Source organism: Synechococcus sp. BO 8801, from assembly GCF_002252675.1.
Lineage (GTDB): Bacteria > Cyanobacteriota > Cyanobacteriia > PCC-6307 > Cyanobiaceae > Cyanobium.
Genome location: NZ_NQKY01000002.1, coordinates 1 through 17,512, shown reverse-complemented (window position 1 = coordinate 17,512; position 17,512 = coordinate 1). Strand labels below are relative to the sequence as shown.

Below are 17,512 nucleotides of genomic sequence, written 5' to 3'. Positions count from 1 at the left end.
AAGGACGCATGCTGTGATTCTCCCACCCGACCCCTGCCAGGGCCGGCGGCCCTGGGGAAGCGACCAGGCGCGCCTGCACCGGCACCTGCTGCGCCAGCCCGCCCTGCTGCCGGCGGGGGGGTCGCTGCTGCTGGCCGTGTCCGGCGGGCAGGACTCCATGGCCCTCACCACCCTCCTGCTGGACCTCCAGCCCCTGCACGGCTGGCGGCTGCAGCTGTGGCACGGCGATCACGGCTGGCGCCCCGACGCGGCCCAGCAGGCCGGGGAACTGACCCGGTGGGCCCGGAGCCAGGGACTGGACCTGAGGCTCGACCGGGCCGATCCGGTGCCCGGCAGCGAGGCCGCAGCCCGGGACTGGCGCTACGGCTGCCTGGCCGCGGCGGCCCTCCAGGGGAACTGCACCCATGTGGTGACGGGCCACACCGCCAGCGACCGGGCCGAGACCGTGCTGCTCAACCTCGCCCGCGGCAGCCACCTGCGGGGCCTGGCCAGCCTGGGGGCCAGCCGGCCCCTGGAAGCGGCCTCCAGCCCCCTGCAGCTGGCCCGACCGCTGCTGATCTTCGACCGCAGCGACACCGGCCGCCTCTGCCGGGAGCGGAGCCTGCCCGTCTGGACGGACAGCAGCAACGCGGATCTGCGCTTCGCCCGCAACCGGCTGCGCGCCGACGTCATGCCGGTGCTGGAGGCCCTCCATCCCGGGGCCAGTCGGCGGATCAGCGCCCAGGCGGAGCGCCTGGAGGCGCAGTTCGCGGCCGAGACGGAACTGCTGGACCTGGCCCTGGCGGGACTGCAGCAGGGAGAGGACACCGCTCGGTTGCCGCGCCGACGCCTGGCCAGCCTGGCCCCGGCCAGCCAGCGACGGCTGCTGCACCACTGGCTGCGGCGGCACCTGGGGCGGGATCCGGGAGCCAGAGGCCTCGAAACCCTGGTGGACCGGCTGGCCCGCGGGCGGAATCCGGGCCGGCTGGATCTGGCCGAAGGATGGCAACTGCACTGGGATCACAGCACACTGTGGGTCCGCCCACCCGACCCGCTCCATGGCTGAGACCAGCGCCAACGACGCCGCCCAGCGCTATGCGGTGATCGAGCAGGCCTACTCCAGGGAGAAGTGGGGCACGGTGGTGGGCGATGGGGGGGAGCTGCTGCAGGAACTGCAGCAATCGGACAACCCCCAGCTCACCGGGCTGAAGCTGCGGCTGCAGCTGCTGCTGGGCCACACCCAGCTCTACGGCTACGGGGACAAGGCCACCGCCGCCGGGTACTACGGAACCGTGGCCGAGCAGAACAGCGAGGCCGCCCTCACCAGGATCGCCGAGCAGGGTCTCAAACAGTGCGCCATCGAGGAGGCCGCCGCCGCCCCGACCACGGGGCCAGCGGCGGCTGGCAGCGCCGCGCCCTCCCCCGGTTTCCTCGCCGAGGGGGCCACAGCCCCGGCGGCAACCGCTCAGGCGGTCACCGGCCCGGCGGCCCCCTGGCTGACCAAGACGGGGGCCGCAACCGCGGCAGCGGCAGCCGCGTCCCCGGCCGCCGATCTGGAGTCGGCACCCGCAGAGGAGGGCCCGGATGCGGCGACGGCCGCGACGCCGGCGGCCCCCTGGAGCGAGCCCTCGCTGATCCCGGAGGTGGTGGAGGAGCCCGAGCTGATCGAGCTGCACCAGGCGGACCCGACCCTGGCCGACGACGTGGAACTGAGCTGGCAGGAGTCCAGCCCAGCCACGGCTGCGCCGATGAACAAGGAGGACGAGGAGCTGCTCAGCGGCCTGATGCTGGTCAGGGTCCGCTGAGCCTGCCCCCGGGCGATCAGCCCGCCGCCGCGGCCGAGCGGCGGCGACGGACGCGGCCGGTGGGTTCCGGCTCTTCAACGGGGGCCTTGCTGGCCGCCGCCACGGGGGCCGGCGCTGCGACGGTGGCCGTGGCCGTGGCGGCCGCCGCGGGGCGCCGGCCGGGTGTCTGGCTCGGCATCGGCCCGACCCTTGTAGGCCGGGGTGCCGGCGGGGGCGGGCTGCACCAGGCAGATGATCAGCGGGTCCACCTGCAGCTCGCGGCGCAGGCGGCGCTGCAGGCCCACCTCCACTTCCCGCTGCACGCCCACCCAGTCGACATCGGGGGCCTTGCCACCGGTGTTGCGGGCCAGCTGGTTCCAGCGGTTCTCCAGCACCCAGGTGATCTCCCGCTCGGCCCAGACCGAGAGCTTGCGGGCATCGGCGGCCGTGACCACACCGCGCAGGTTCACCCGCGGCGGCGCCGCCATCACACCGTCGGTGGTGATCACCGCCAGCAGGGTGATGACGCCGTCCTCGGCCAGCTGCTGGCGCTCCTTGAGCACCCGGGCATCGACGATGCCGTTGCGGGAGGCGTCGAGCAGCTCGATGCCGGCCTTCACCGGCTCACCCTTGTTGATGGAGTCAGGGGTGAGCTCGACCACGTCGCCGTTGTCGATGATCAGGATGTGATCGGCCGGGATCCCCATCGACTGGGCCGTCTTGGAATGGCAGACGAGCATGCGGTGCTCGCCATGCACGGGCACGAAGAACTTCGGCTTGGCCAGCGCCAGCATCAGCTTGTGGTCCTCCTGGCAGCCGTGGCCGGAGACGTGGATGCCCTCGCCCTTGCCGTAGACAACCTTGGCCCCCATCATCATCAGTCGGTCGATGGTGTTCACCACCGAGATGGTGTTACCGGGGATCGGGCTGGCCGAGAAGATGATCGTGTCGCTGGACTTCACCTGCACCTGGGGATGCTCACCGCGGGAGATGCGGCTGAGGGCCGCCAGCGGTTCGCCCTGGCTGCCGGTCATCAGCAGCAGGGTTTCGCGGTCGGGCAGGTCACGGATCTGCTTGATGGGAACGAACAGATCATCGGGGGCGCGCATGTAGCCGAGCTCCCGGGCCTTGGCGATCACGTTGAGCATCGAGCGGCCCAGCAGCCCCACCTTGCGGCCGTTCTTCATCGCCAGTTCCAGGATCATCGACACACGATGAATCGAGCTGGCGAAGGTGGTGATGATCACCCGGCCTTCGGCCTGGCTGATGTGGCGATCCAGGTTCGGGAACACGGCCCGCTCCGGCGGCGTGAAACCGGGGATCTCGGCGTTGGTGGAATCGCTGAACAGGCACAGCACCCCCTGCTCGCCGTAATGGGCCAGGCGCTGCAGGTCGAAGGCCTCGCCATCGACGGGGGTATGGTCGAACTTGAAGTCACCGGTGAAGATGACGACGCCGGCGGGGGTGGTGATGGCCAGCGTGAAGCTGTCGGCCATCGAGTGGGTGTTGCGGATGAACTCCACCTTGAAGTGCTGGCCCACATGCACCACATCCCGTGGGCCCACCGTCTGGATGGTGGTGCGGTCGGTGACGCCCGCCTCCTCCATCTTCCCCTGCAGCATCGACATGGCCAGCCGGGGGCCGTAGATGATGGGGATGTTGAAGTTCTTGAGGTGGTGCGGGATGCCGCCGATGTGATCTTCGTGGCCGTGGGTGACCACCATACCGCGGATGCGCCTCTGGTTCTCGCGCAGGTAGCTGGTGTCGGGCATCACCACGTTGACGCCATGCATGCCATCGCTGGGGAAGGCGAGACCGGCATCAACGAGCATCAGCTCATCGCCGTATTCGAAGACGCAGGTGTTCTTGCCGATCTCGTGCAGGCCGCCCAGGGGGATGACGCGCAGGCCCTGGTGCTTGGCTTTGGCGCCGTTGCCGGAGCGGACGATGGGATTGACGTTCTGACTGGACATGTAGTTAGGGACTCGGGGGTGGCGATGGAAAGGAACGGGAAGCGGAGATGACTCTGGACATCAGCCTTGGCGTCAGGTGGGACGCAGGGCAGCCAGGATCGAGGAAAGGCGCTGTCGCACGGCGGTATCGGCGGAAAGCAGGGGAAGTCGGGGGGCACCCACCGGCCAGCCGCAGATCTCCAGGGCGGCTTTGACGGGGATGGGGTTGGTGGTGCAGAAGAGCGCCCTGCACAGGGGCAGCAGCTGCTGGTGCTCGTCAAGGGCGGCGGCGACGTCGCCGCTCAGGAAGGCCTGGACCATGGCCCGGATCCGGGGACCCACCAGGTGGCTGGCCACGCTGACCACGCCCACCGCACCCACCGCCAGCATCGGCAGGGTGAGGGCGTCGTCGCCGCTGTAGATCGCCAGGCGATCGCCGCAGAGCTCCCGCAGCCGGCTGACCTCCTCGGTGGTGCCGCTGGCGGCCTTGAAGCCCACCACGTTGGCCTCGTCGAGCAGGCGGGCCGTGGTGTCCGGGGCCAGGCTGCAGCCGGTGCGGCCGGGGATGTTGTAAAGCATCAGGGGCAGCTCCGGGGCGGCCTGGGCCACGGCGCGGAAATGGGCTTCCAGTCCCTCCTGGGGGGGCTTGTTGTAGTAGGGCACCACCACCAGGGCGCCGTCGGCGCCCAGGGCGGCAGCCTCGCCGGTGGCTTCCACCGCCTCCGCGGTGCAGTTGCTGCCGCTGCCGGCCAGCAGGGTGGCGCGACTCCCCACCGCCCCCTTCACGGCGGCGAAGAGCTCATGCTGCTCCTGCCAGGTGAGGGTGGGGGACTCGCCGGTGGTGCCGCACAGCACCAGGCCATCGGAGCCGTGGCGGACCAGATGGTCCGCCAGCCGGGCCGCCAGCTCCAGATCGACGGCCCCGTCCGGCTGGAAGGGGGTCACCATGGCGGTGAGCACCCGCCCGAAGGGGGCCTCGGGGGAGGGAGCCGTGCTGGGCGCCTGCAGGGTGGCCGTGCTCAAGCGCCACCTCCGGCGGCGGCATCGGCCGCGGCGGGGTCCCGCAGCAGTTCGGCGATCTGGATGGCATTGAGGGCGGCTCCCTTGCGGATCTGGTCACCGCAGAGCCACAACTCCAGGGCACAGGGATCGCTGAGGTCCTGGCGGATGCGGCCCACGGCCACCGGATCGCGGCCGGTGACATCGGTGGGCATGGGGAAGCGGTTGGTCTCGAAGTTCTCGATCAGCTCGACCCCGGGGGCGACCGCCAGCAGCTCACGGGCCTCCGCCACGGGGAAGGGCTCCTCAAACTCGATGTTGACGGCCTCGGAATGGGCCCGCAGGACCGGCACCCGCACGCAGGTGGCCGTCAGGCGCAGATCGGGGAGACCCATGATCTTGCGGGTCTCGTGGAGCATCTTGAGCTCCTCCTCGCAGTAGCCGCTGGGCCGCAGGGGCGAGTTGTGCAGGAAGAGGTTGAAGGCCAGCGAATGGGGCAGCACCGTGCTCACCGGCTCGCCCCCCGCCAGCACGGTGCGGCTCAGGTCGCGCAGTTCCTCCATGGCCCGGGCGCCGGCACCGCTGGCCGACTGGTAGGTGCTGACCACCACCCGGCGGATCGGCCGCCGGGCCGCCAGGGGGGCCAGGGCCAGGGTCAGCAGGATGGTGGTGCAGTTGGGATTGGCGATGATCCCGCCGTGGGCGAAGGCGGCCTGGGGATTCACCTCGGGCACCACCAGGGGCACGGCCGGATCCATCCGGAAGGCACTGGAGTTGTCGATCACCACCGCGCCGGCGGCCACGGCCACCGGCGCCCACTGCCGGGACACCGAACCGCCAGCGGAGGCCAGCACCAGGTCGATGCCCTCGAAGGCGTCGGCACCGACCGGCTGCACCCGCAGGCGCTCGCCCCGCCAGTCCAGGTCCTGGCCCGCCGAGCGCGGCGAGGCCAGCGGCAGCAGCTCCGCCACCGGAAAACCACGCTCCTGCAGCAGGACCAGAAGCTCCTGGCCCACGGCTCCGGTGGCGCCAAGGATGGCGATGCGCAACGGCCTCGAGGGCAGGTGGCGCGGAGGGGAGGGGAGGGTCGCTGAGACGGTCAACGGGGGGAAACGGGACGGGTGGCGGGAGAGGGCCTGCTGACTGGAGACGGGGCCCGGAAGGAAACCCTGGGAGGGGATCGGGAAACGGATGGGGCGGGAGGGCCCGGGGACGGGAACCTGAGACAAGGCCTCCGGCCTGATGGCCGGATCGAACTCTTCAGTTGGAGATATGGGCGCGCCGATGCGTCGATCGCACAATACGTGGCGGAGGCCCGGAACGGCCAGTTTCTAGGATGGGGGGCTGCCCGAAGCGAGCCCCGTTTCATGAGTCCTGCCGCCAGCACCGAAGCCAACCTCCGGGTGACCACCTCCCCGCGCCCCGGAAGCCGTCTGGCGGTGGAGGTCGCCGTGCCTGCGGGGCGCAGCCAGAAGAGCTACGAGACCGCCCTCGAGAAGCTGAGCCGCAGCGTCAAGCTGCCCGGCTTCCGCAAGGGACGGGTGCCCCGGCCGGTGCTGCTGCAGCAGATCGGACCGCTGCGGATCCGCGCCACCGCCCTCGAGGACCTGGTCGATGCGGTCGTGCGGGAGGCGATGCAGCAGGAGGCCATCGAGGCCATCGGCCGGCCCGAACTCAGCGAAGCCTTCGAGCGCGTTCTGGAGCGCTTCACGCCCGGGGAGGAGCTCACCATCACCCTGGAGATGGACGTGGAGCCCACCCCCACCCTGCGCAGCACCAAGGGCTTCAAGGCCGAGGCGGAGCCCGTGCCCTTCGACCCGGCCCGGGTGGACGAACTGATCGAGCAGTCGCGCCGCCAGCTGGCCACCCTGGTGCCGGTGGAGGACCGGCCCGCCGCCGAGGGTGACGTGGCCCAGATCGCCTTCCGCGGCACCTTTGTCGATACCGGCGAAGCCATCGAAGGCGGCAGCAGCGACGGGATGGAAGTGGAGCTGGAGGAGGGCCGCATGATCCCAGGCTTCGTGGCCGGCATCATCGGCATGGCCGTCGGGGACAGCCGCGACGTCTCCTGCCGCTTCCCCGACAGCTACCCCCAGGAGCAGGCGGCGGGCCGGGAGGCCCTGTTCGCCATCACCCTGCTGGAACTGAAGACCCGGGAGCTGCCCGCCCTTGACGACGCCTTCGCCCAGCAGGCCAGCGACAAGCCGACCCTGGCCGAACTCCGCGCCGACCTGGAGACGCGCCTGCGTGACGACGCCGAGCGCCGCCATCGCGCCAACCGCCACGAGGCCCTGCTGGCGGTCCTGGTGGAGGAGCTGGAGGTGGAGCTGCCCGAGACCCTGATCCAGCAGGAGGTGCGCAACCTGATCGAGCAGACCGCCGGGCAGATCTCCCAGCAGGGCATGGACGTCAAGAAGCTGTTCACCCCCGATCTGGTGCGCAGCCTCATGGACACCTCCCGGCCCGAGGCCGAGCAGCGGCTGCGGCGCAGCCTGGCGCTCAAGGCCCTGGCCGCGGCCGAGACGATCGAGGTGCCCGCCGCCGACCTCGAGGCCAGGCTGGCCGAGATCCGCAAGGGCCTCAGCGACAGTGCCGCGATCGACCCGGAGCGGCTGCGCCTGGCGGTGGCCGAGGACCTGCTGAAGGAGAAGCTGCTGGAGTGGCTCGAGGCCAACAGCACGATCACCGACAAGGCCCCGGCCGCGGAGGAGACCGAAGCGGCGCCGACCAGCAGCGAAGAGCCGCCGAAGCCGGCCAAGGCCGCCAAGGCCAAGAAGGGAGCCGCCGGCGCCAAGGCCCGGGAGGACGACGCCCAGCCATAGATTGAGGCCACTCCCCCCGTCCGCCAGCGAAACCGCGTGATCGACGCCCGACCGCCCCTGATCCCCGACTGGCTGCCCGCCGCCCTGGCGGGCCCGTCGGGGACCCTCCCCCATCCGGTGACCAACCGGTGGCAGGGGCCGATGCCCTGGAACGGGATGGTCGCTCCGGGCCCCACCGCCGCCCCTGGGGTGCTGCCCACGGTGGTGGAGCAGTCCGGCCGCGGCGACCGGGCCTTCGACATCTATTCCCGGCTGCTGCGGGAGCGGATCATCTTCCTCGGCACGGGCATCGACGACCAGGTGGCCGATTCCCTGGTGGCCCAGCTGCTGTTCCTGGAAGCCGAGGATCCCGAGAAGGACATCCAGATCTACATCAACTCCCCGGGCGGCTCGGTGACCTCCGGCCTGGCCATCTACGACACCATGCAGCAGGTGGCGCCGGACGTGGTCACCATCTGCTACGGGCTGGCCGCCAGCATGGGGGCCTTCCTGCTCACCGGTGGGGCACCCGGCAAGCGGATGGCCCTCCCCAATGCCCGGATCATGATCCACCAGCCCCTCGGGGGCGCCCAGGGCCAGGCGGTGGACATCGAGATCCAGGCCCGGGAGATCCTCTTCCTGAAGGACACCCTCAACGGACTGATGGCCGAGCACACCGGCCAGCCGCTGGACAAGATCGCTGAAGATACGGACAGGGACTACTTCCTTTCCCCAGCAGAGGCGGTTGAATACGGACTCATCGACCGGGTGGTCGATGACGCCCCAGCCCCTGTCGTCCCCTAGAACTTCAGGAACGACTGACAAATCGACGGCTGGGGTCGATCCTGGAAGCAGGTCCATCCTGCCGCCATACCCAGGGCGACCACCGCCGCTCCCGCCGCCTCCTTGCCGATGGCCAAGTTCGACGCCCATCTGAAGTGCTCCTTCTGCGGCAAGTCCCAGGAACAGGTGCGCAAGCTGATCGCCGGGCCTGGCGTCTACATCTGCGACGAGTGCATCGATCTCTGCAACGAGATCCTCGACGAGGAACTGGTCGAGCACCACGGCCATGGCCCCCCGGGCCGGCCCATGGCCGACGGGGGCCGCAAGACCCCGGCGAAGAAATCGGCCCGACCCGCCCCCACCCTGGCCACCATCCCCAGGCCCCAGGAGATCAAGAGCTTCCTCGACCAGCAGGTGGTGGGCCAGGAGGAGGCCAAGAAGGTGCTGGCCGTGGCCGTCTACAACCACTACAAGCGGCTGGCCTGGCAGGGGGACGGCAAGGGCGAGACGGATCAGACAGCCACCCGCCTGCACAAGTCGAACATCCTGCTGATCGGCCCCACCGGCTGCGGCAAGACCCTCCTGGCCCAGTCCCTGGCGGAGATGCTCGATGTGCCGTTCGCGGTCGCCGACGCCACCACCCTCACCGAGGCGGGCTACGTGGGCGAGGACGTGGAGAACATCCTGCTGCGCCTGCTCCAGAAGGCGGATCTGGACGTCGAACAGGCCCAGCGGGGCATCATCTACATCGACGAGATCGACAAGATCGCCCGCAAGAGCGAGAACCCATCGATCACCCGCGACGTCTCCGGTGAGGGTGTGCAGCAGGCCCTGCTCAAGATGCTGGAGGGCACCGTGGCCAACGTGCCCCCCCAGGGCGGCCGCAAGCACCCTTACCAGGACTGCATCCAGATCGACACCAGCCAGGTGCTGTTCATCTGCGGCGGCGCCTTCGTGGGACTGGAGGACCTGGTCCAGAAACGGATGGGCCGCAACGCGATCGGCTTCCTGCCGGCCGATGGCCGCAGCCGGGTGCGCTCCGGCAAGGACAAGCAATCCAGCGAGGTGATGCGTCACCTCGAACCGGAGGATCTGGTGCGCTACGGCCTGATTCCCGAGTTCATCGGCCGGCTGCCGGTGAGCGCGGTGCTCGAACCCCTCGACACCAGCGCCCTGGAGGCGATCCTCACCGAACCGCGTGACGCCCTGGTGAAGCAGTTCCAGACGCTGCTGAGCATGGACAACGTGCGGCTCGAGTTCGAACCGGGGGCCGTCGAGGCCATCGCCGCCGAGGCCCACCGCCGCAAGACCGGCGCCCGGGCCCTGCGGGGCATCGTCGAGGAGCTGATGCTCGACGTCATGTACGACCTGCCCTCCCGCCGCGACGTCCAGACCTTCACCATCACCCGGGAGCTGGTGGAGCAGCGCAGCAAGGCCAAGGTGCTGCCGATCAGTGCCGCCGCCGACCTCGACGGGCTCCGGGGGGAACAGGCCACAGCCTGACCCATGGCTGTGCTCGATCAGGCGGTCTACCTCGTCACGGTGCGCGAAGGGTCGGAGGTCTACGCCGACATGGCGCTGGTCTCGATTCTGTCGCTGAAGCTCACCAATCCCTCCCTCCCCGTCCGCCTGCTCTGTGACAGCGAGAGCGCACGGTGGCTCCAGGAGAGCGGCCATCGTCTGCCGGGGCTCTGCGACAGCGTCGAGGCGGTGGAGACGCCGGAGGGATCGCTGATCTATCGCCATCGCTGGATGAAGACCCAGCTGCCCCGCTTCCTCCGTGGCGGCGGCATCCATATCGACTCCGACACCCTCGTTCGGGGATCCCTCACGGCCCTCCCCCAGGGCGACTGGGACTTCGCCGCCGTTCCTGACTACAACCGCTGGGACATGGACGGGCATCTCCGGACCCTCCCCCATGTCATCAAGGCCCTCGAGTTGGGCTGGCCACTGGACCTGACGCGGTATTTCAACTGCGGTGTGTTCTGCTGGAAGGACACCCCCGCTGTCCATGCCTTCTTTGCTGAATGGCATCGGCTCTGGCACGAGGGCGTGCGGGCCGGGGAGCTGCTGAAAGATCAACCCTCCTTCAACACCACCCTGCAGCGCGGCCTGGTGACCAGTGCCACACTGCCGAATGCCTTCAACACCATGGTCCTGCCGGCCTGGGATCTCTCCCCGGAGGCCGTGGTCTGGCACTTCTGGTCGGCGGGGGGCTGGAAGGACCACTCCTTCGCCAAGCTGGTGGAGCAGGCGAAGCACCTGAGCACGGAGCAGCTGACGGCGAACGTGCGGCGGGCGATCCGCTTTTCGAGGCCATGGCCGAACTCCGGCCGCGGCCTGGCCCGCCTGCTCGACTGGCGCGGCCACCGCTACGGCGGCTACCGGACGGTGGAGCGGCTCTGGCTCTCCGGGCAGCGGCGGGCCACCGTGCTCCACCTCCTCAAGCGCGTCCGGGGAACCGCCAGGGGCAGCGGCGCGCCCCGGTGAGCGGCTATCCCCACCCCGGAGGGAATCCCCGGCCACGCCGGTGACGCGATGCTGAGCGAATTCCCCCTGTTCCGCTCCGCTCCTTGGCCGCCGCCGATCACCTGCAGGCCCCCCGCCAGCACGGCCTGTTCCTGCACCACGGCATCGATCTGGGGGACGGCACCGTGGCCCACTACCTGGAGGGTCGGGAAATCCTGCGCAGCCCCCTGCAGGACTTCAGCCGCGGGGAGCCCATCAGCGCCGTGAGCTACCCGGAGGGCGCCTGCTCGCCGGTGGGGGTCACCCTGCGGCGGGCCATGGGCCGCATCGGGGAGCAGCGCTACAACCTGCTGTTCAACAACTGCGAGCATTTCGCCCACTGGTGCAAGACCGGCCGGCATCGCAGCGCCCAGGTGGAGGATTGGCTCCACACCGGCAGCCTCGGCGCCCTGGCCCTGGGCCAGTTCGTGCCGGCGGCCCTGCTCACCGGAGCCCGGGTGCTGCTGCGCCAGGGCCAGTCCCTCGCCGAGACCCTGGCCAGCGGCCTCGACCCCGAGCAGCTGGCCCGGGGCCGGGAACTCGCCCGGCGCAGCCTGGAGCAGCTCGATGGCCTGCGCCTCCGCCTTCAGGAGCGCCTGGAGGAGGAGCTGGCCCGGGCCGAACGGCGCTGGGGCGAAGGGGATGGCCCCATCACCTCGGGCAGCGACCCCTTCGAGCGGCTGCGCCTGGCGGGGCAGAACCTGGCCGACCAGCTGGCCGCGGTGGAGGAAATGGAGGACAGGCTGCAGCGGCTGCTGGAGCCGGCGGGTCCCGATCCGACCGAAGGCGGCCCGCCTTAGGCTCCCTATCCGGTCAGGGCAGGGTGCATGGTCCAGGCCTACGAGCCCCTTCATCACAAGTACCGGCCCCAGCGCTTCGACCAGCTGGTGGGCCAGAAGGCGGTGGCCGACACCCTCAGCCAGGCCCTGCTCCAGAACCGCATCGCCCCGGCCTACCTGTTCAGCGGCCCCCGGGGCACGGGCAAGACCTCCAGCGCCCGGATCCTGGCCCGTTCGCTGAATTGCCTGGCCAGCCCGGGACCGACCCCGGAGCCCTGCGGCCGCTGCCAGCTGTGCCTCGACATCGCCGCCGGCAACGCCCTCGATGTGATCGAGATCGACGCCGCCTCCAACACCGGCGTCGACAACATCCGGGAGCTGATCGAACGGTCCCGCTTCGCCCCGGTCCAGGCCCGCTGGAAGGTCTACGTGGTGGACGAGTGCCACATGCTCTCCACCGCCGCCTTCAACGCCCTGCTCAAGACCCTGGAGGAACCGCCGCCGCGGGTGGTGTTCGTGCTGGCCACCACCGATCCCCAGCGGGTGCTGCCCACGATCCTGAGCCGCTGCCAGCGCTTCGATTTCCGCCGCATCCCCCTGGAGGCCCTGGTGGGGCATCTGCAGTGGATCGCCGCCGAGGAGTCCATCGGCATCACCCCGGAGGCCCTGCACCTGGTGGCCCAGCGCTCCCAGGGGGGTCTGCGGGACGCGGAGAGCCTGCTCGACCAGCTCAGCCTGCTGCCGGCCCCGATCGCCGCCGACGCGGTGTGGGACCTGCTGGGCGCGGTGCCGGAAGTGGAACTGCTGCAGCTGGCCGAAGCCATGGCGGCGGCGGATCCTCTGCAGGTGGTGGAGGGCTGCCGCGAACTGCTGGACCGGGGGCGGGAACCGGCCGCCGTGTTGCAGGGGCTGGTCAGCCTGCTGCGGGATCTGCTGCTGGCGGGGGTGGCGCCCGACCGGCTGGAGCTCACGAGCGTGACACCCGAGCTGCGGCCGCGGCTGCCGGAGGTGGCGCGCCGGATCGGCAAGGCCCGCCTGCTGCGGTGGCAGTCCCAGCTCAAGGGCAGCGAACAGCAGCTGCGCCACAGCGTGCAACCGCGGCTGTGGCTGGAGGTGCTGCTGCTGGGCCTGCTCGCCGAACCGGCCACCGTGGCCGCCGCACCCGCCGCCGCCCCGGCGGTGCCGCACCCGCCCGGCGCCGAAGGCCAGCGGGTCGCCCGCAGCCCGGAGCCCGCGGGGGCCGCTGCGCCATCCCCACCGCCCACCCAGCTGGCACCGACCCCGGCCACGACCCCGGTAACGACCTCGGCGGATCCGGCCACCGCCCCGTCGGATCCGGCGCCCGCCAGCGAGGATCTGGCCGAGCTGTGGCAGCAGGTCCTGGCCGGGCTGGAGCTCCCCTCCACCCGGATGCTGCTCTCCCAGCAGGCCCAGCTGCTGCGGCTGGATGAGCGGCGGGCGGTGGTGCGGGTGGCCGGCACCTGGATGGCCATGGTTCAGAGCCGCCTGCCCCTGCTGGAGAAAGCGGTGGCCAGTGCCCTGGGCAGTCCGCGCCAGGTCGCCCTTGAGGCGGGGGGAGACAGCATGGGGCCCCGGCCGACGACCAGCCAGCCTCCACCGGCCCGACCAGCCCCCGCCCCTGCCCCTGCCGCCAGCCAGACACCCCTGACCAACGGCACGATCGCCGCGGACGGGCCAGTGGCGACCCCGTCATCTGTTGCAGCGCCGGCCGTCAGGGAGGAGGCCCGCGAAACCAGGGCGGCAGCACCCGCCACCAGCACCGCTGCCATCGATACGCAGGCCAGCCGGCTGGCTGAATTCTTCAACGGTGAAGTGATCAGTGGAATCATCGGAGATCCGGAGTAAAGGATCCTTCTCGAATGGAATCCTCTGCCGGAGAGACAACAGGACCCTGACCGAACACAACGCAGGAAAGCCCATCTCTGCCGGCTGGTCGCCGCGGATCGTCGGATGACCGGGAGGATCTTGATTCGTCCAGAGTTGATGCGTCAGGCGATGGCAAACAATGGGGTGGCGGCCTGCCTGCCGAAGGGATCAGCGAAGCTGCTGGCCATCTGCGAGCCGTCTGCGAGCGATCAGTGGTGGCGCTTGCCCTTCATGAGGACCCGAATACCCGGGCGAGCCGGGAACCAAAGCTCTGGGCCAGGGCGGACGCCATGGAATCGGGTTCCATGGGTGTGTGGCCAGGGTAGAACCGTTGATAATCCTCCGCATAGATCTCGGCGACCCTCTGCCTGAGCTTGCGCTCCTGGCGCGAGGAAAGCCGCTTCAATGGGGAGTCAGGGCCGTTGGCCTTCGGCAGGACCAGGGCCCTGCCCAGGCGCTGGGAGAGCACCTGCATGAGATCAGAAAGGTGCTCAAAATAGAAGACGTTCACCGTCGCAGAGCCTTCCAGAAAGCTTTACTGGGACCTGAGATGCAGCAGATCATGAGAGGCCGCGAGCTCCACATACTGCTCGAAATCAAGGGCATGCAGGTCAAGGCCGTAGTACCACTTTGCAAAATCAGCCATGGCCCGATCCTTACGCCGGAAAGAAGAAACCAGGCGCGTCCAAGGATCGCGAACCACGGTGAAAACCCAGCTATCTCGAACGAAATCAGGATGCAACTTCTCAACTTCACCCAAGCGAAGATGCTGGAGGAACTGGGAGCTCAACTCCAGCTTCATCAGGTCGGGAGAAGCGAGTCTGCCAAAGCAGACGCCTGGATTCTCAATGGCTGGATTCTCAATGGCTGGATTCAGGTCGAGGCCAAGAGCCAACTCGATCGATGTGCCAGCGGTTTTGGGAATATGGATGAACGTAATTCCTGGTTCACGGAATAATGGCATGACCAGCTAAATGGGAAATACCGATTTTCGAAATCGTACCATAACTGAACTGCCCGACCCCATCCAGATTAGATCATCAGCTCGATCATCGTCACCATGGGGACTGACGAGATGTCCTGATGACATCCCACTCAGAAACCATTCAGGACGTCACGTCCAGGGCGCAGAGCATCTGGAACGCAACCCCATCAGAGAGGGCGCCGTGGTGACGATTCAGACCCGACCTGTTTCCGCAGCAAATCCGGGCTCCTCGTCGGCGCTTTCTGCCTCGGCCTCCGCATCATGGGCTTCAAACGTTTCACCCAGATGCAGCGTCTTGACCCAGACCAGCTTCTTGGGCAGCAAAGCCATCTTCAGGGTCACCCAGGGGATCACCAGGAACCAGTGGACCAGGTAGACGATGCCCAGGCCGGCGCTGAAGGGGTTCATCGCCGGCAGGGGCGGACCCTCCGACGGCCGGCGGCAGCCGGTGGCGATCGCCATGCCCGAAAGGGCCAGGGCCACGATCGAGAACGGCCACATGGTGGGGGCCGTGCGGGTGAGCATGGTGCCGATCAGGTCGGCGCTGGCCACCACCGGCAGCACGTACTGCAGCAGGAAGAAGCAGGTGAGATCGAGCTTCTGGCTGAACCCCAGCCGGTTGGAGACCAGGCCCGGGCCGTAATCGAAGAAGCGCTGCAGGCCCCCCTCGGCCCAGCGCTGGCGCTGGCGCCAGAGGGCCGGCAGGGTCAGCACCGCCTCCTCCTGCACCGGCGGATCCCAGAGCACGCCGATCGGCAGGCCTTCGAGCAGCAGACGGAAGCTCAGGTCGAGATCGTCCGTCACCGTGTCCTCGTTGAAGCCCCCGACCTTCAGGAGCGCGTCCCGTGACAGCAGCTGGCCGTTGCCCCGCAGTTCGGCCACGCCGCCGTTGGCCAGACGCCCCTCCTGGATCATGGCGTCGAAGGCCATTTCCATCGCCTGGGCGGTGGTGAGCAGGTTGGTCCCGGCATTGGCCACCGCCTTGCGCAGCTGCACCGCCGCCCAGCCGCCGGCCTCCGCCCAGGGAACGAGGCGCTCCAGCACATCCGGCTGCAGATCGGCATCGGCGTCGAGCACGAGCATCCAGCGGCCAGCCAGTTGCTGCAGCACCAGATTCAAAGCCCCCGACTTGCCACCGCCCGCATCCCGGGGTCGGCGCAGCACCCGCAGAAAGGGATGGCGCCCCTGGAGCTCGGCCAGCAGCTCGGGCGTGCGGTCGTCGCTGCCGTCATCGACCACCCACAGGGCCAGCTGGCCCTCGGGCCAGCGCACGGCGGCGATGCGCTCCACCAGCCGGGCGATCACCGCCTGCTCGTCACGGGCGGCGACCACGACATCGACGGCCGGGCAGGTGCTCGGCTCAGGCATCGCCTGGGCCGTCGCCGCGGGCGCATCGCCGGGGCTGCGGCGGAAGGCCTGCAGCAGAACGGTCCGAAGGCTATAGCCACCGAGCAGGGTCGCCAGGGTGAGGGCCGGCACCAGGCTGCGGCCCGGGGGCAGCCAGTGGGGGGCGATTCCCACCAGGCCGCAGCAGGCGAGGAACAGGGCCGCCTTGGCACGGCGTTGATCGCTGCCACTGCCGCTGGGACTGCCGCTGGGACCGCTGCTGACACTGCCGCCGGCAGCCATGGTGAACCTCATCCAGGCGGTGACTCTAGGGGGAATCGCCGCCGGCCCCCAGGGGCTGGAGGGAGGTGCCCGGGTAGTAGTGCGCCAGGATCCGGCGCGCACTCCAGCCGCGACCGGCCAGGTCGATCGCCCCCTGCTGGGAGAGACCGGCCCCGTGGCCGAAGCCCCCACCGGTCAGCTGCCAGGACCCCTCACCCTCCGGCCGCAGGGTGAACAGGGTGCTGGGCAGGGTGCGCAGGGTGCGGCGGATCGCATCCAGCCGCAGCACCGTGCGGCCCGCTGTTCCCTGCACCTCCAGGGCCAGCACCCTTCCGCTGGGACCCCGGGCCAGCACCTTCAGGGCGGTGGGCCGTCCCACGCCCCGCTCCGGCCTGAGGGCCGCGGCGATCTGGGCAGCCGTGAGCCGCCGCTGCCAGCGGAACACGGGATGGTCGGCCCCCCAGGCCGCCTGGCCGTCGCGCAGCAGGGTCGGCAGGGCGGCGGCCGCCAGGGGCACGGGGAAGCGGGCCTGGAAGGGGGCGGGGCCGTCGGGGAAGGACTTCAGGTAGGGGACCGGCGGCCCGTTCCAGGCCTCCTGGTAGGCGGCGCTGATGCCGCCGTTGCTGGCGTGGTAGACGGCGTGGATCGGTCCATCGGCACCCACCAGCACGGCCAGCCGGGTGGCGGCGATGGCCTGGCGCACGGCAGCACCGGCGTCGCGTGGGTCGCTGTACACCTGGCACTGGGTGTCGGCGCAGAGGTGGTAGCCATCCGCCGCGAAGCGGTGCTGGTTGCGCACCGCCCAGGTGAGGGCCAGCACGGCCTGGGCCTCCAGGGCCGCCGCCGGCACCCCGGCTCCGATCTCATGGGGCACCACCCCCTCCAGGTAGCGCTCCAGGGGGACCTGCTCCACCAGGCTCCAGCCGCCGTGGGCGTCGCTCAGCAGCTGGAAGGGGCCGGCGTAGACCCCCCGGTCCCAGAGCAGGCCGCCGGGGGCCTCGATCCGGATCGGCCCGGCCAGGGGCACCGTCCCCTGGGCCCGGCGCAGCTCCAGGCCGACCCGCTCGCTGACCGTCCGCTCGTAGCTCCCCAGCCGCAGCCCCTCGGGCAGTCCGGCTGGATCGGGGGCGCCGGCGGGGGCCCACACCTCCCAGTCACGGGGCCGGGCGATCACGGCCGCCACCCCCATGGAACGCCAGAGCCCGGCCGCCTGCTCGGCGCTCTCGAAACTGGCGAACGGACCCAGCACCCGGCGCCGCAGCGTCACGGGCCCGGGCAGCAGCTCCCGACGCCAGTGCAGCGCCAGGGAGGGAGCCTGGAAGCGCTGGCCGCTGGCGTCGATCAGGGTGAGCAGGCCGCCGTTGCCGCGCAGGCGCAGGGGCGGGGCCGCGGATGCCTCCCCGGGCGCCGGACCCAGGCGGGCGGCCAGGGCCACCGCCAGCACCGG

The 17,512-nt window shown here is 70.2% G+C and carries 15 protein-coding genes; 8 read left to right on the top strand and 7 right to left on the bottom strand.

What is annotated here, in order from left to right; genetic code table 11:
* Positions 1-13: 13 nt before the first annotated feature.
* Both tilS and CJZ86_RS01590 read left to right on the top strand, forming a co-directional pair.
* Positions 14-1,045, top strand: coding sequence for a tRNA lysidine(34) synthetase TilS (gene tilS / locus CJZ86_RS01595; protein ID WP_233133775.1), 1,032 nt, complete (start codon positions 14-16; stop codon positions 1,043-1,045).
* On the top strand, positions 1,038-1,784 hold the full coding sequence (locus CJZ86_RS01590; protein WP_094584228.1) for a hypothetical protein: 747 nt from the start codon (positions 1,038-1,040) through the stop codon (positions 1,782-1,784). Before tilS ends, CJZ86_RS01590 begins: the two co-directional genes overlap by 8 nt.
* A 74-nt stretch (positions 1,785-1,858) precedes the next feature.
* Here CJZ86_RS01590 and CJZ86_RS01585 read toward each other — a convergent pair whose 3' ends face one another.
* From CJZ86_RS01585 to CJZ86_RS01575, 3 genes are all read right to left on the bottom strand, one after another.
* A complete protein-coding gene (locus CJZ86_RS01585; RefSeq protein ID WP_233133774.1) occupies positions 1,859-3,736 on the bottom strand; it encodes a ribonuclease J in 1,878 nt (625 codons plus the stop codon).
* A 72-nt stretch (positions 3,737-3,808) separates the two neighbouring features.
* Positions 3,809-4,738, bottom strand: coding sequence for a 4-hydroxy-tetrahydrodipicolinate synthase (dapA, locus tag CJZ86_RS01580; RefSeq protein ID WP_094584227.1), 930 nt, complete (start codon positions 4,736-4,738; stop codon positions 3,809-3,811).
* Complete coding sequence (locus tag CJZ86_RS01575) at positions 4,735-5,817, bottom strand: aspartate-semialdehyde dehydrogenase (protein ID WP_094584226.1); 1,083 nt, start codon at positions 5,815-5,817, stop codon at positions 4,735-4,737. The genes dapA and CJZ86_RS01575 overlap by 4 nt, the downstream gene beginning before the upstream one ends.
* 264 nt (positions 5,818-6,081) lie before the next feature.
* On the opposite strand from CJZ86_RS01575, the gene tig reads away from it, so the two are divergent.
* From tig to CJZ86_RS01545, 6 genes are all read left to right on the top strand, one after another.
* Positions 6,082-7,536, top strand: a complete 1,455-nt coding sequence (gene tig, locus CJZ86_RS01570) for a trigger factor (protein WP_094584225.1) — start codon at positions 6,082-6,084, stop codon at positions 7,534-7,536.
* Positions 7,537-7,677: 141 nt separating this feature from the next.
* A complete protein-coding gene (gene clpP, locus CJZ86_RS01565) occupies positions 7,678-8,319 on the top strand; it encodes an ATP-dependent Clp endopeptidase proteolytic subunit ClpP (protein WP_094584457.1) in 642 nt (213 codons plus the stop codon).
* A gap of 108 nt (positions 8,320-8,427) precedes the next feature.
* Complete coding sequence (clpX, locus tag CJZ86_RS01560; protein ID WP_094584224.1) at positions 8,428-9,801, top strand: ATP-dependent protease ATP-binding subunit ClpX; 1,374 nt, start codon at positions 8,428-8,430, stop codon at positions 9,799-9,801.
* A 3-nt stretch (positions 9,802-9,804) separates the two neighbouring features.
* Complete coding sequence (locus tag CJZ86_RS01555; RefSeq protein ID WP_094584223.1) at positions 9,805-10,788, top strand: glycosyltransferase family protein; 984 nt, start codon at positions 9,805-9,807, stop codon at positions 10,786-10,788.
* Between the two features lie 83 nt (positions 10,789-10,871).
* The gene (locus CJZ86_RS01550) at positions 10,872-11,606 is read left to right on the top strand and encodes a lecithin retinol acyltransferase family protein (protein ID WP_094584222.1); all 735 of its coding nucleotides are present in this window, start codon (positions 10,872-10,874) and stop codon (positions 11,604-11,606) included.
* Between the two features lie 27 nt (positions 11,607-11,633).
* Positions 11,634-13,451 carry a DNA polymerase III subunit gamma/tau gene (locus CJZ86_RS01545; protein WP_094584221.1) on the top strand — a complete coding sequence of 606 codons (1,818 nt, stop codon included), beginning with the start codon at positions 11,634-11,636 and terminating at the stop codon, positions 13,449-13,451.
* 250 nt (positions 13,452-13,701) lie between these two features.
* On the opposite strand, the gene CJZ86_RS01540 is transcribed toward CJZ86_RS01545, so the two are convergent.
* The 4 genes from CJZ86_RS01540 to CJZ86_RS01525 form a co-directional block, all read right to left on the bottom strand.
* A complete protein-coding gene (locus CJZ86_RS01540) occupies positions 13,702-13,983 on the bottom strand; it encodes a hypothetical protein (RefSeq protein ID WP_094584220.1) in 282 nt (93 codons plus the stop codon).
* Positions 13,984-14,007: 24 nt separating this feature from the next.
* The gene (locus CJZ86_RS17580; protein ID WP_094584219.1) at positions 14,008-14,436 is read right to left on the bottom strand and encodes a sulfotransferase family 2 domain-containing protein; all 429 of its coding nucleotides are present in this window, start codon (positions 14,434-14,436) and stop codon (positions 14,008-14,010) included.
* A gap of 213 nt (positions 14,437-14,649) precedes the next feature.
* Positions 14,650-16,098: a glycosyltransferase family 2 protein gene (locus tag CJZ86_RS01530; RefSeq protein ID WP_233133772.1), complete on the bottom strand. Its 1,449-nt coding sequence runs from the start codon at positions 16,096-16,098 to the stop codon at positions 14,650-14,652.
* A gap of 13 nt (positions 16,099-16,111) precedes the next feature.
* The coding region (locus tag CJZ86_RS01525; RefSeq protein WP_094584218.1) for a SpoIID/LytB domain-containing protein at positions 16,112-17,512 on the bottom strand (1,401 nt) is incomplete at its 5' end.

Coding starts and splice junctions, on each gene's coding strand:
- clpX (WP_094584224.1), top strand. CDS start 8,428: ATGGCCAAGTTCGACGCCCATCTGAAGTGCTCCTTCTGCGGCAAGTCC.
- CJZ86_RS01590 (WP_094584228.1), top strand. CDS start 1,038: ATGGCTGAGACCAGCGCCAACGACGCCGCCCAGCGCTATGCGGTGATC.
- CJZ86_RS01545 (WP_094584221.1), top strand. CDS start 11,634: ATGGTCCAGGCCTACGAGCCCCTTCATCACAAGTACCGGCCCCAGCGC.
- CJZ86_RS01530 (WP_233133772.1), bottom strand. CDS start 16,098: ATGAGGTTCACCATGGCTGCCGGCGGCAGTGTCAGCAGCGGTCCCAGC.
- CJZ86_RS17580 (WP_094584219.1), bottom strand. CDS start 14,436: ATGCCATTATTCCGTGAACCAGGAATTACGTTCATCCATATTCCCAAA.
- CJZ86_RS01585 (WP_233133774.1), bottom strand. CDS start 3,736: ATGTCCAGTCAGAACGTCAATCCCATCGTCCGCTCCGGCAACGGCGCC.
- CJZ86_RS01555 (WP_094584223.1), top strand. CDS start 9,805: ATGGCTGTGCTCGATCAGGCGGTCTACCTCGTCACGGTGCGCGAAGGG.
- clpP (WP_094584457.1), top strand. CDS start 7,678: ATGCCCTGGAACGGGATGGTCGCTCCGGGCCCCACCGCCGCCCCTGGG.
- tig (WP_094584225.1), top strand. CDS start 6,082: ATGAGTCCTGCCGCCAGCACCGAAGCCAACCTCCGGGTGACCACCTCC.